Annotated in this window: 13 protein-coding genes; 1 reads left to right on the top strand and 12 read right to left on the bottom strand. The window is 63.6% G+C overall.

Features of this window, described 5'->3' with window-relative positions:
• Positions 1 to 160: 160 nt before the first annotated feature.
• The 8 genes from ACSFC5_RS00520 to ACSFC5_RS00485 all read right to left on the bottom strand — a co-directional run bounded on the left by ACSFC5_RS00520 (position 161) and on the right by ACSFC5_RS00485 (position 7233).
• Positions 161 to 1183 carry a glycerophosphodiester phosphodiesterase gene (locus ACSFC5_RS00520; RefSeq protein ID WP_440763326.1) on the bottom strand — a complete coding sequence of 341 codons (1023 nt, stop codon included), beginning with the start codon at positions 1181 to 1183 and terminating at the stop codon, positions 161 to 163.
• A 225-nt stretch (positions 1184 to 1408) separates the two neighbouring features.
• Complete coding sequence (locus ACSFC5_RS00515) at positions 1409 to 1579, bottom strand: hypothetical protein (protein ID WP_440763325.1); 171 nt, start codon at positions 1577 to 1579, stop codon at positions 1409 to 1411.
• The gene (locus ACSFC5_RS00510) at positions 1576 to 2562 is read right to left on the bottom strand and encodes a metallophosphoesterase family protein (protein ID WP_440763324.1); all 987 of its coding nucleotides are present in this window, start codon (positions 2560 to 2562) and stop codon (positions 1576 to 1578) included. Before ACSFC5_RS00510 ends, ACSFC5_RS00515 begins: the two co-directional genes overlap by 4 nt.
• Positions 2563 to 3363: a phosphonate ABC transporter, permease protein PhnE gene (gene phnE, locus ACSFC5_RS00505; RefSeq protein ID WP_440763323.1), complete on the bottom strand. Its 801-nt coding sequence runs from the start codon at positions 3361 to 3363 to the stop codon at positions 2563 to 2565. It lies immediately after the preceding gene.
• On the bottom strand, positions 3363 to 4208 hold the full coding sequence (gene phnE / locus ACSFC5_RS00500) for a phosphonate ABC transporter, permease protein PhnE (RefSeq protein WP_440763322.1): 846 nt from the start codon (positions 4206 to 4208) through the stop codon (positions 3363 to 3365). The genes phnE (ACSFC5_RS00505) and phnE (ACSFC5_RS00500) overlap by 1 nt, the downstream gene beginning before the upstream one ends.
• A complete protein-coding gene (gene phnC, locus ACSFC5_RS00495) occupies positions 4208 to 5068 on the bottom strand; it encodes a phosphonate ABC transporter ATP-binding protein (protein ID WP_440763321.1) in 861 nt (286 codons plus the stop codon). Before phnC ends, phnE (ACSFC5_RS00500) begins: the two co-directional genes overlap by 1 nt.
• A gap of 6 nt (positions 5069 to 5074) precedes the next feature.
• Positions 5075 to 6181 carry a phosphate/phosphite/phosphonate ABC transporter substrate-binding protein gene (phnD, locus tag ACSFC5_RS00490; protein ID WP_440763320.1) on the bottom strand — a complete coding sequence of 369 codons (1107 nt, stop codon included), beginning with the start codon at positions 6179 to 6181 and terminating at the stop codon, positions 5075 to 5077.
• Between the two features lie 227 nt (positions 6182 to 6408).
• Complete coding sequence (locus tag ACSFC5_RS00485; protein ID WP_440765000.1) at positions 6409 to 7233, bottom strand: undecaprenyl-diphosphate phosphatase; 825 nt, start codon at positions 7231 to 7233, stop codon at positions 6409 to 6411.
• Positions 7234 to 7665: 432 nt separating this feature from the next.
• On the opposite strand from ACSFC5_RS00485, the gene ACSFC5_RS00480 reads away from it, so the two are divergent.
• Positions 7666 to 8493 carry a DUF7260 family protein gene (locus ACSFC5_RS00480; protein ID WP_440763319.1) on the top strand — a complete coding sequence of 276 codons (828 nt, stop codon included), beginning with the start codon at positions 7666 to 7668 and terminating at the stop codon, positions 8491 to 8493.
• A gap of 86 nt (positions 8494 to 8579) precedes the next feature.
• Here ACSFC5_RS00480 and ACSFC5_RS00475 read toward each other — a convergent pair whose 3' ends face one another.
• From ACSFC5_RS00475 to ACSFC5_RS00460, 4 genes are all read right to left on the bottom strand, one after another.
• On the bottom strand, positions 8580 to 8807 hold the full coding sequence (locus tag ACSFC5_RS00475; protein ID WP_440763318.1) for a DUF7511 domain-containing protein: 228 nt from the start codon (positions 8805 to 8807) through the stop codon (positions 8580 to 8582).
• A 625-nt stretch (positions 8808 to 9432) separates the two neighbouring features.
• Entirely contained in the window at positions 9433 to 9621 is a 189-nt protein-coding gene (locus tag ACSFC5_RS00470; protein ID WP_440763317.1) for a hypothetical protein, read from the bottom strand.
• 326 nt (positions 9622 to 9947) lie between these two features.
• On the bottom strand, positions 9948 to 12209 hold the full coding sequence (gene ppk1 / locus ACSFC5_RS00465) for a polyphosphate kinase 1 (protein WP_440763316.1): 2262 nt from the start codon (positions 12207 to 12209) through the stop codon (positions 9948 to 9950).
• An 11-nt stretch (positions 12210 to 12220) separates the two neighbouring features.
• Complete coding sequence (locus ACSFC5_RS00460) at positions 12221 to 12913, bottom strand: metallophosphoesterase family protein (RefSeq protein WP_440763315.1); 693 nt, start codon at positions 12911 to 12913, stop codon at positions 12221 to 12223.
• Positions 12914 to 13003: the final 90 nt, after the last annotated feature.

Below are 13003 nucleotides of genomic sequence, written 5' to 3'. Positions count from 1 at the left end.
CGAACCCAATACCCGGCGACGTTCTCGCACGAATTTTCGGTCGAGCCAGTTTCGACGACGAATGATCGAGACGCTCGAGCACGCACGAACGGCTCGACGCTGGCTACGGCCTTCTCGAACCGGCTGCCCCACAAAAAAGCACAGGGGCCGTCCGAGAGTACTACCGCTGGAGCGCCCCCCAGCGCACGATCTCGGCGTAGTCGAGGAACAGCCCGTCGACCCCGGCCACGAGCAGTTGCTCGACCTCGTACCAGGTATCGATCGTCCAGACGTTGACCGGGAGGTCTCGAGCGTGGGCCTCGGCCACGAGATCGATGCTCTCGTAGGCGTCGTCGTCGAAAAACGGCGTGCCGGAGATCATGTCCATCGGCGGGTTGATCCCCGACGTCTCGTACTCGTCGGTGACGTCGAGTCCCTCTTGAATGGACCCCCAGAGGAGATACGCCGCCGGAACGTCGGGAGCGATATCCTGCACCGTCGCGAGTGCACCCTCCCAGAACGTCGAGAACAGGAGTTCGTTCTGGGAGTCGGTGGCCACGTCGATTACGGTCTCGAGCCACTGCCACGCGTCGCGTTCGGCCTCGGGATCGGCGACCCGACCGAACTGCACGTCGGGGGAGCCGGCTTTGATATCGATGTTGACGCCGACGTTGGGCGGAATGGCGTCCATCGATTCGGCGAGCGTCGGGATGGTCCGGCCGCTCTCGAGCACCTCCGCCGAGAAGACGTCCGCCGATGGAGTCTCGTAAATCACCCCGTCCGTATCGGTTAGCCCGCCCATCTGCTCGTCGTGGAAGACGGCGACGTCGCCGTCAGCGGTGGGGTACACGTCCAGTTCGATCCAGTCTGCACCCCGTCGCGCGGCGGCGTCGTTGGAGCCGCCTCGAGCCGCCTGTTCGAACGCTCCAACGGTGTTCTCGGGGTACGTGTCGGCGTACCCTCGGTGGGCGATGACGGTCGCGCGGTCGTTGCGAGCCTTGCAGCCGCGACCAGCGTTGTCGCCGCGTTTCGCCTCGCCGTTCCCGCCGCTCGCACCGACGGTCCCGACGACGGCACTGCCGGCAGCTGCAGCAGTCGCTCCGGCGACGAACTGCCGTCGGTTGAGGATACTCGCGTTCCGCTGATCGGTGGACTCTGCGCCGTTTCCATCGGACTGAGCCGTCTCGTTGTCGGTTTCCGGCATGCATCGTCGAACACGTCGGATCGAACGATAGTCGCTTATAATAGTACTATAGTGCCGAAATATCTAGCGTCGAGTGACCTGTGAAATACGACCGCTCCCGACGGCTCCCTATCCGTACATCGAGTACGTAGACTACGCGTCCGAGAGAGATCGCTACTGACCGGTTACGTAGCGGGGCTCCCTCGGTACGACGAAACGACGCCTGATACGGACTGCTGTAACGATTTACGGAGCAAACGCGGGACGGGTCGCGGTTGCTCCGGAACTGACGGACAGCAGTTCGTGTGAGTCGTACGCCCTCGATCGAATCGCGTTACACTCGAGGACGACCGTCCCGTGTTCCTCGAGAGCCTCGCGAACCGCATCCAACAGCGCGACACCCGGAGTTTCCGTCACGACCGGAATCGTCGGCTCCCTACGGTCGACGCTGACTCCGTCGGCTCGGCAGTCGCATCAACCAGCGGCGCCGCAGCGAGCGTTTCGTCGACGAGCCGAGCGAACGTCTGGCGGAGCGGCGGACCGGCACACATCGCGTCGAAGGACTCCCGCCGGTCGTCGAGCGCTGCGTGCGGAACGAGCGTGACCGTCGTTCCGCGGCGGTCGATGTCGACCAGGAGGTGCGCCAGCGGGTACGCACACGACGGCGGCGCGATCAACTGCGTGAGCGAGCCGGCGCTCACCGTCGCCGGGACGTGATGGTGTCCCGAGATCACGAGCGGAACGGCGTGGCGATCGAGCAGTTCGCGACCCGCCTCGCCGTTCCGGAGCGAGAACGTCCGCCACGGTGGGCGCCGGACGACGTCGCTCCCGAGAATCGGTAACAGGTTGTGGTGGAACGCGACGACCGGGTTCGAAGCGACCTGCAGCGTCGTCTCGAGCCACTCGAGCTGTGGCCGCGAGAGCGCGCCGCGGTGTTCGTCCGCGAGCGAGCCGTCGGGGACCGTCGCGCTGTTACACACCACGAGGTCGATCCCGCCGACGGATTGCACGAACGGCAGCGGCTCCGGTGCGTACCGGTCCTCGAACGACGAGACGGGCGGCGTATCGTGCTCGTCGCCGGTCTTCGGAACGTCGTGGTTGCCGGGCGTCGCCACGAACGGCGCCTCGAGTTCCGCGACGAGTTCGTCGAACCGGTCGAAGTTCCACGGTTCGCCGTCCTTCGTGAGGTCGCCGTCGAAGAGCACGAAGTCGACCTCGGCGTCGTTCAGCAGGTCGACCGCCGCGGCGGCTCGCTCCTCGGTTCGGTGAAAGAGCCTGTCGGTGCCGCGGGCCCTCGTGGCGACGTGAAGGTCGGAGAGGACGCCCAGCCGAACCGGTTGGTCGCTCGTCGGCGCCGCGAGGCGAGCGAGAACGATGCCGTCCGAATCGATCGGGCGCATCTATCTCACCGTCCGTCGGGCGTACGCCGAGACGAGTTCGCTCACGATCACGACCGCGAGGATCGCGATGAGGATGGTCAACACCGCTTGCCAGTCGAAGGCGTTGATCCGGTTGTTGAGTTCGGCGCCGATTCCGCCGGCGCCGACGAGCCCGATGATCGTCGCCTCGCGCACGTTGATATCCCAGCGATACATCGCGAGGCCGACGAACGGGGCCTTGATCTGCGGAACGACGCCGTAGACGAGGACGTCAATTCCGCTCCCTCCCGTCGCCGTGACCGCCTCGACGGCGCGTTCGTCGATCTCTTCGATCTCCTCGGCCAGCAGTTTGGCGACGAAGCCGATCGACCGGAAGGTGATCGCGAGGATGCCCGCGAGGACGTTAGGTCCGAACATGATGACGAAAAGCAGCGCCCAGATGATCGAGTGGACCGAGCGCGAGGACGCGATGATCACCTTTCCGAGGGCGTACGTTACGCGGTTCGGCGTCGTGTTCCGCGCCCCGATGTAGGCGACCGGAAGCGCGAGGACAATCGCGGCGAGCGTCCCGACGACGGCGATGTTGACCGTGTGCAACATCGGCGTCACGATCTCGTTCGCGTAGGCCGTATCCGGCGGGACCATCCGCTCGAGGAGATTCCAGATGTTCTCCGGCGCCGTCGCGACGTACTCGTATCTGACCTCGAGGGCGCGCCAGGAGGCGATGGTGACGACGAGGACGCCGAGAAGGGCGACGAACCGGAGGATTTTCGTTCGCGAATCGTCCCGCTCCCACTCGGCGTAGCCATCAGCGCTCGCCATCACTGAACCCTCCGTCGGGCGGAGGCGCTGAGCACCTCACCCAGGACGACAAAGGCGATGATCGTGAGCAGGATCGCGAAACTGAAGTCGTACTCGTAGGTGTCGAAGGAGGTGTTCAGGGCCGAGCCGATCCCGCCGGCGCCGACGACGCCGAGGATCGTACTCGCCCGGAGATTGATGTCCCAGCGGTAGATCGTCAGCCCGATCGCCCGCGGGAGCACCTGCGGCAGGACGCCGTAGAGCAACACCAACAGCGGCCCGGCACCCGTCGCGCGGATCGCGTCGAGTCTCGAGGAATCGATATCCTCCAGGTCCTCCGCCAACAGCTTCGCGAAGAAGCCCGGCGTCGCGAACACGAGCGCGAGAACACCCGCGAGCGCCCCGAAGCCGAACCCGACGACAAAGACGATGCCGACGATGAGTTCGTGCATCGCTCGCGTCACCGAGACGATCGATCGGCCCACGTAGTAAATCGGACGCGGAACGAGGTTTTCGGCGGCCATGACGGCGATGGGAACGCTGATCGCGACGCCGGCGACGGTCGCGACGATCGACATCGCGAGGGTCTCGAGCATGCCGTCGTAGATTCGCCAGAACCGCTGGTCGGTCTCGATACCGCTGGCCGAGATCGTGATGCCAAAATCCGGCGGGAACATCCCCTCGAGCAGGACGGTTCCCTGCTCGAGTCCGTACACGAACCGATCGTACGAGACCCGCGCTTCCCAGACGTTCCACAGGAGAAAGGCGATTCCGAGCGCGTAGACGAGCCACTTCACTGCGCGGTTGTAGAACACCGTCGGGCGCTGCCACTCGGAGTCGTACTCCGTGTTTGCTGACGTTGCCATCACTGATCCTCCGCGACGGACTCCCGAGCGAGTCGACCACCGTCGGCAGTCGTTCGTTTCGGTCGGTCGCGGGCATTCTCGTTTCCGGCGGCGTCCGCGCGCTCGGCGTCGTCAGAACGGGACTCTCCGTCCCGATAGATCCGATCCATCGTCGATTCGTCGAGTTCGTCCGGCGTGCCGTCGAACACGAGTTTGCCGCCGGCGAGACCGATGATACGATCCGCGTACTCGACGGCGAGCGGTACCTCGTGGATGTTGATGATGACCGGAATGTCGTCGTCTCGAGCGATCTCGGTCAACAGTTCCATGACGGCCCGGGAGGTCTCGGGGTCGAGACTCGAGGTCGGCTCGTCGGCGAGGAGGATCTTCGGGCGCTGGAGGACCGCGCGGGCGATCCCGACGCGCTGTCGCTGGCCGCCCGAAAGCTCGTCGGCTCGATCGTCCTCGTGACCGGCGAGTCCGACTCGATCGAGGGTTTCGTAGGCGTACTGCACGTCCTCGGACGGGAAGTTTCGGCGAAACCCCTGCCACGAACTGAGATAGCCGAGACGCCCCGAGAGCACGTTTTCCATCACGGTGAGTCGCTCGACCAGCGCGTACTCCTGGAAGATCATCCCGATGTCGCGGCGTGCGGCTCGGAGGTCGCGCTTCGAGAGCGACGTGAGTTCGGTTCCGTCGAGCGTGACCTCGCCGTCCGTCGGCTCCGTGAGGCGATTCACACACCGAATGAGGGTACTCTTCCCTGCTCCGCTCGGCCCGATCACCGCGACGATTTCGTTGCCGTCAACCGCGAACGAGACGCCGTCGAGCGCACGGTCGCCCGTCTCGTAGGTCTTTCCCAGTGCGGATACAGAGAGCATCGTCGGTCAATCCTCCAGTTCGTCCGTCCGATAGTCGGCTCCGTTTTGCTGCTGAATCTCGAGGATAACGTCCCAGTGGGTGGCGTAATCGATCTCGGTGAACGAGTCTCGGCCGTAGTACTCGCCGAGTTCCGTTCCCGCGTAATCGTACTCGAGGTGGGCGCGTTTGATTCCCTCCTGCAGTTCCGGTTCGAGGGCGTGGTGATAACAGAACGAGGTCGTCGGGAACGGATCGCTCACCCAGACCACCTTCAGGTCGTCGCCGTCGACGTGGCCGCTCTCGATCTGCCGTTCCAGTACAGTGCTCGCGATCGGCGCGGCGTCGTAGTCGCCGGCGTCGACCGCGCGGATACTGTTCTCGTGACTGCCCGAGAACTCGAGGTCGTAGTCCTCGCCCGGTTCGACGCCGCCGGCGGCGAAGAGCGCGCTCGGCGCCTGGTGTCCGGAGTTCGAGGACTCTTCGACGTGCGTGACGGACGCGCCGTCGAGATCGGCCAGTTCGTCGATATCGCTGCCGACCTGCGAGATCACCCAGAGCCGGTAGCCGAATCTTCCGTCCGCGATCTGAATGCCGAAGGGGACCGCACCGGCGATGTTGACCGCGAACGGCGTCGCCCCCGTCGCGAAGCCGGCGACGTGCAGTCGATCGGCGTTCATCGCTTCGATCTGTGCGGCGTAGGAATCGAGGGGGTTGACGACGACGTCTTTCCCCGTTTCGGCCTCGATGTTCTCGACGAGCGGCGCAAGGACGTCCTCGTACGTGGCCGGATCCTCGGTCGGGACCATCGAGAAGTCGAGGGTATCCGGATCGAGGCGGTCGCCCGCATCGGGCGTCTCCGGCGGGGGACTCCCGTACCGCGGTTCGTCGCGCGACTCCATCTGCTCGAGCAGTTCGTCCGTTCCGATGTGGAAGTCGTCCTCGAGAAGCGTCGAGGCGAGTTGCGGGAACGCCGGATCGTCGGGGTCCCAGTCGGGGTAGGAGTCGGAATCGCCCCCGCTCGAGTCGTCTCCGCTCACACAGCCCGCGAGCAGTCCACCAACGACTGCGCTACCAGTGAGCAGATAGCGTCGTCGACTCTGTGCACCAACGGCGTCACCGTGTTTGTCGGCCATCGATAGAAGCGGGTCGTCGGATACGCATTAACGATGCTAATTGATATACTAGTTGATATAACCCGATCTGTAGTTATACATAGTAGATACGTCACGAACGGATTAGTGCGAACTGACCGCCGGGGTCGGTAGAGACGTGCTTCGTGAGACGGTCGTTGCGGGACGTCTCATACGCAGCGGTGGTGCCTGTCGACGACGGCCGTCGGCGGCTCCCGGTCGGCGAATATTCAGACGAGCGCCGTGAGACCGCCACCGACGATACAGAGCACTCCCAGCCCGAAACAGACGGTTGCAAACTCGACCGCGTCGACGATCCGCATTAACGCGCCGATCGCGACGTAGCCGACGACGGCGCTGGTCGCGAGCGCGACGACCGCCAGCGAGGGTGTCGGTGTCGGCACGCCGCCCGTATCCAGTACGATGAGCATCCCGGCACCGATGCCGGCGGGGATGCTCAGCAGGAACGATAGCCTGAACGCCGACGTGCCGTCGTGGCCGCGAAACAGCAGGGCGCTCGCCGTCGCGCCGGACCGAGAGACGCCCGGCAGAATCGAAATTCCCTGCAACACGCCGACGAGGATCGCGTCGAACAGGTTCGGATTCCGCCGTTTGCCGAGCCCGACGGACTCGGACGCCTGCTGGAGCGCCCCCGTCACTACGAGCAACACGCCGATGAACGCGACGAACGCGCCGCCGGTGAGATCGCCCGCGACGTCGATCAACAGGAGATACAGCGGGATGCCGACGAGCCCCGTCATCGCACAGGCGACGACGACGAACGTCGTCTCCGCGTTGGACCCCTCGAACGCCGTCCGCGGACGCCAGCCCGGTGCGGCCTCGAGCGCATCCCGGATCGTCTCGCGGTAGTACAGCGCCGCGGAGAGCGTCGTGCCGGCCTGAAGGAACAGCGCGAGCTGGAGCGCGAGTTCGGGCTCGGTGCCGACGGCGGTCAGAAACAGCGAGAGGTTGCCCGTACTCGAGATGGGCAACCACTCGACGACCCCCTGAACGATCCCGGAGAGGATCGCGACGAGCAGCTCACGGAGCGTCATCGGCGGCTCCGGCCCCTGCCGTTTCGCGGGGGTGACGGCTGCGTTGGGACATTCTACGACCACTGCCGACGGGCCGCGTACTAACCGTTTCTAGTATCCCTCCGTACTGTTACGTTCCAGAACAGTCATATACGTTCTCGACCGCGAACGAAGTCGAGTACCGAAATTCGCTGTACAGTGGCGTGCTCGCTCGTCGTTCGACAGTCGTTCGCAATTCCCCCACGTCGACGGCCGTTCCTGTCCGTGGGAGGGAGTGACGACGAATGCCTGCGATCGATCGCGAGACGGACACCCCATACTCGTCGCGGGCCCGACACGATCCGGGTCGTGAGAGCGATACTATTGCTCGCTATAGGCGCCTCCCGGCCCGAACGTACGTGAAACGAATGCTACTAGATACCGTTACGGTGCTGAGGTGACGCGGTTGCCACCATGGAGCCGACCGCGCCAACGGAGACGCTCGAGGCGGCGACCCGAGCGCTCGAGCGGGAGCAACGGGAGCTGTCGAGGGAACGACGCGCGCTCGAACGGTTCGCAAAGCGCGTCGCGGCGTTCGAAACGGCCGTGCCACGCGTCTCGAATTCGGCGAGACGCATCGGTGACGAAACCCCACCGGGGCTGACATCGGTTCGGAAGGCGTACGCCGAGACTGTGATGAGCGTTCCACACTACACGAAGCGATACGACGACACGTGGCTCGAGAGCGTCGCCGAGGAGTTCAGCGACGAGTTGGCGGCCGCGCTCGCCCACCACGAGGTCCTCTCCCTGCAGCTGAAACGGTCGCTGCTCGCGGCGACGCGACAGTCCGTCGCGAACCGAACCCAACTCCTCTCGTCGATCGAAACGGAGTGCGAGAGCGTCGCCGCCGCCGAACGGACGTGTTCGGCCCTCCTCGAGGAACTCACCGCGCTCCGAAACCAACCGCTGGAACGGCTCGAGTTCAACGCGCTGTGGCTCACCAGGGAGCGACTGGAAGGACTTCGAGAGCGCTGCGACGAACTCGCCGACGAACGCCAGCGGGAGATTCGACGGGAGCGCCGATTCTCCCTGGCAGAGGTCGGTTCGCTCGAGCAGTACCTCTACCAGGAGTGTGAGCGAACGTATCCGATCCTCGCCGCGATCGCGACGCTCGGCGCGGCTATTGCTCGGGTGCTGGAAACCGTCGATCGGTCGCTCGAGGCAGTCGTAATCGATGACACCGGACGGTGCAGTGGTGACGTACGCAGACGCGAATCGGACGCGAATCCGGTCGTTCCGTGATCCGTAGTATTGTGACGATCGACGAACGGTCACGTTTGACGAACCGTCGCCGACGAGTGCTCCTCGAGCCACCCAGAAACGGATCGCTACCGCATGCTATCGAGGTCAACGACGGCCGACAGATCGGCCGACAGCCAGGTCGTCGTCCGTGCGTTCTCGGGGCACTCGAGCGGCGTGATCGTACACCGATCCGCCTGAGTTCGGTATCGAACGATGACGCACTCGAGCGCGGGTGGACGATCGGCATCGATTGCGGCCGCTTCGAGTCGCTGTCGCACTGTTCGGTCGTCGCAGCCGCGTGATGAGTTACTCATTGGATTGTGACCTCGACCGAGTGTCTAACGGTACTGTCAGAACGTACAAAACCGCTGCTAGTTTCCGTATCGAGGACTCCGTATCGGTGTCGAGGGATTCGTACACCCCAGTACTCCACCGGTGCGATCGGAAGGGACGAACACCGGCCCACCGTCCGCCGCTCGAGAGCACTCCAGTACCGCGTGAGCGGGTGGTCACGAGGACGCGTCGATCCCCGTCGAACGGTCGACTCGATCCGTAACGCTCCGTAGCCCTCCGGTCGCCTCCTAGTTCGATTTATGCCCGGTTCCGTCCATCGCTCCGGTACGGATGCCTACCATACACGAGTACCCGCGACTGCTGGTCGTCTGCGATCGCTGTCGGAGCCCACTGGTCGCGCGTGAACTGCCGGACGGGACCCGCAGGCCGATCGGCTCGGGAAAAACGTGTCCGTGTGGCTGCGGCGAATTTTCGATCTACGAGTGAGTTCGAACGGCCATCATCGTCGTCGACTCCGACTCTCGAGCGACCGGGATCGAAAGAGAGCGGCGACTGAAACGCCGTTCAGTCGCCGTGGGTCAGCGCGTGACGCGTCGCGGATCGACGCGCCGTGTCAGGAGGCCTCAGCGTACCGCATACAGCGGATCAGCGAGTCGTCTTCGTCGAGCGGGACTCGAGGAGCAGGTCGCTGATCGTACTCTTTCGGTGGCCGGTCAGCAGGTGCGTGTAGACGTCGTTCCGGCTGTCTGCAGTGTACGCACACAGCGGACAGGCCGTCGTCTCGTCGACCGGTGTGGATCGGCTGGCCGTCGTGGACGGGTCGATCGCTGTCACTCGATCTGCCGTCGTGGAGCGTTCGGACATTGTATATTGGGCCGCGGGAGGGGATGGCGTGGCCTCTCGGTTCGCGGGCACATCGAACACCTCGGAACCGACGACTCCGACGGGCGGAAATCGTCGACCACCGACTCGCTCGTCCGGTGAGACGCCACGCATTCGTCTCGATCACGTGTCGCTATAAGGGCATTTCTAGGAGCGATACGGAGCGTTCCCGAGCCGGGTGTAGCACACCGTACTTTGATCGTCTGCGAACACCGTCTCTAGTCCCCGGAACCGGCCGCATAGAGTGCGATACCCTGGCTATGGGATTACAAGGGGGATCAACGAACTGCGTCCCGCGCTCTTCGCATGAACGTCTCGTGAGCGTCCGTTATATTCTCGCTGTCGGACGGCCGACACCGTTCGTATGTGCCATCAGACTGCATCTCCCACCGATTTTGGGTGTCCGACAGCAGCGTCTCGAGTATCGACTGAAGCCTGTTCTGCAGGCGCGGCTCCTCGATCGGCGCCACGGTTTCGACGCGGCTGTCGAGGTTGCGCGTCATCCAATCGGCCGAGCCGATATAGTAGCGTTCGTCGTCGCCTACCTGAAAGTAGAACAGCCGGGAGTGCTCGAGGAACCGACCGACGATACTGTAAACGTCGATCGTCTCGCTGACGTCCTCAAGGCCGGGACGGAGCCGACAGACGTCCCGGACGATCAGGTCGATATCGACGCCGGCGATCGAGGCACGGTAGAGCGCTCGGACGAGCGCGGGGTCCTCAAGGCGGTTCATTTTGGCGACGAGACGAACGTCGGCCCCCTCGAACGCGTGCTGGGTTGCGTCCCGGAGTAGTCCGGTAAACCGGTCGCGCATGTTCCCGGGGGCGATGAGCAGCGTCCGATACTCGCTGTGCATCGAGTGGCCGGTAAAGTAGTTGAAAAGCTTGACGAGGTCCTGACCGATGTCTCGGTCGGCCGTCAACAGTCCGAGATCCTCGTAGCGCTTCGCCGTCTCTGAGTGGTAGTTACCGGTCCCGATGTGGGAGTAGAGTCGAACGCCGTCGTCTTCCCGCCTCACGACGAGCGACGTCTTCGCGTGCGTTTTGTAGCCGATCGTACCGTAGGCGACGTGGATACCTTCCTCCTCGAGTTTCTTCGCCCACTCGAGATTGTTCTTCTCGTCGAATCGAGCTTTGAGCTCAACCATAACGGCGACCTGTTTACCGTTTCGGGCGGCCTCGAGAAGGCTCTCGATGATCTGTGAGTCGCTCGCGGTCCGGTAGATCACGGCTTTGATCGCTAGTACGTCGGGATCGTCCGCCGCCGCCTCGAGAAACCGTTGGACGGTACCCTCGAACGCGTGATAGGGGTGGTGGACGAGGACGTCGCGGTCGCGAATCACGTCGAAGACGCTCGTCTCGTCGCTACAGTTATCGAACCGCGGATGGGCCTGTGGAGTCCAGTCGGGAAGCTTCAGATCGCTCCGATCCAGATCCACGAGTTCCGTGACGTCTCGGTAGTCGAGGGGGCCGTCGAGTTCGAGCAACTCTCGGTCGTCGAGATCGAGCTCTCGCGTGACGATATCGAGGATCTGCTCGGGTGCGTCGCGCTCGATCTCGAGTCGAACCGCGGTCGCGAATCGCCGTTCCTCGAGGACCTCCTCGACCATCTCGATCAGGTCCTCGGCGACCTCCTCGTTGCGTCGAACTTCGGCGTTACGAGTGACGCGAAACAGTGCAGAGTCAACGATTTCGACGTCCGGAAAGAGGAGATCGAGGTTCGACCGGACGATCTCCTCCAGCGGAACGTACCGAGACTCTCCCTCCAGTCGGACGAACCGGACCTGGTTCCGTGGGATCTTTACTCTGGAGAAGGTGCAGTCGGCATCCGGCTGCTCTCGAGTCAAGACGGCGAGTGAGAGGCTCTGGTTCGAGATAAACGGGAACGAGTGGGCCGGATCGAACGTCAACGGCGTCAGCGTCGGCAGAATCGATCGCTCGAAGTACGCACGCAGTTCGATTCGTTCGGAGGCCGTCAGCGATGTGGTCTCGACGATCTCGATTCCGGCGTCGTTCAGTGCAGGACGGATCTCCTCGCGGTAACACCGACTTTGTCGCTCGAGGATCCGCCGCGACTCCTCGAGGGCCGCCGTCCATTGGTCAATCGGTGTACGGCCGTCCGGTGTTTTCTCGGAAACTCCCGCTGCAATCTGCTGTTTCAGTCCACCGATTCGCTTGCGGAAGAACTCGTCGAGGTTGGTCGTGACGATTGCGAGAAACTTCACCCGCTCTAACAACGGCCGTTCCGGATCGAGCGCCTCGTGAAGAACGCGCCGCTGGAACGCGAGTTCGCTGAGTTCCCGGTTGAGGTAGTACTCCGAAGCCGCGAGATCGATGTCGGCAGCTTCCTCCCGGACGCCGATCAGCAGTTCGGCCTGCTCGTCTGTTTCGGTACGCGCACCGAGTACCGTCTCGGCCGACTCTTCGGAGTGCCGAAACGTGAGTTCGTCGTCGCCGGAACCGTCGTAATCCTCGGTTTGCGGACACGATTCCCCTTCACTGCCGTCTTCGGACCTCTCGTCTGACTCGTTATCGGACATCGTTCTCTCGATCAACGCTCCCCGGTAGCGACGATTTTCTCCTCGTCTCGGTGTAGGTGTTCGTCCGCCGGCACGCTCACGAACGCCTCGCGTCGAACGTCGTACGCCGTCAGCCTTCCGCCGTAGACACAGCCCGTATCGAGACCCACCGCCCATTCGCCGTCCAGCGGCTGTTCGAGGACCGTGTGACCGAAGAACACCCGCGGATCGCCGTCGTACTCGTCGAACCAGAACGGTCCGTCGTAACCGTCGCCATTGGGGGCTCGCATCGTAAGGAGCTCCTCGCTCGAGTGAGCCGTGAGCGGTCGACTCGGTTCGAGGCCGCCGTGAACGACGAGCCCGCCGTCCCAAGAGATCGCGATCGGAAGCGATTCGATATAGGCCTGCACGGACGGACCGAATTCTTCTAGTGTCGCGGTTCCGTCGATAAGTTTCTGCTCGTTGTTACCGCGGACCGATATCAGCTGTGGCGACGCTCGGATCCGTTCGACGACCGCCTCGCTCTCCGGTCCTTTCCGAACCAGATCGCCGACGAAAATTACAAGATCGTTCTCGCCGAGATCGAGCGTCGAAAGAAGCGTTTCGAGCGCGTCGAGACAGCCGTGGACGTCACCGACGACGTAGACGCTGTCGTGCGCCTCGAGATTGATCCGGCGGTGATCGAACGATACCTGCGTTTCCGACGGCGGGCTGGTGACCGTCACGTGTTCTCGCTAGTACGATCACGAAATGGGAGATAAACCGTTTATATGTTGACTCAGTAGCGCTATAGAGAACTGCGTACCGATTTCCCC

Origin of the sequence: Natronorubrum marinum, assembly GCF_052040125.1 — an archaeon.
GTDB lineage: Archaea > Halobacteriota > Halobacteria > Halobacteriales > Natrialbaceae > Natronorubrum.
Note: the sequence above shows the minus strand (reverse complement) of the source record. Positions and strands in the feature narration are given on the sequence as shown.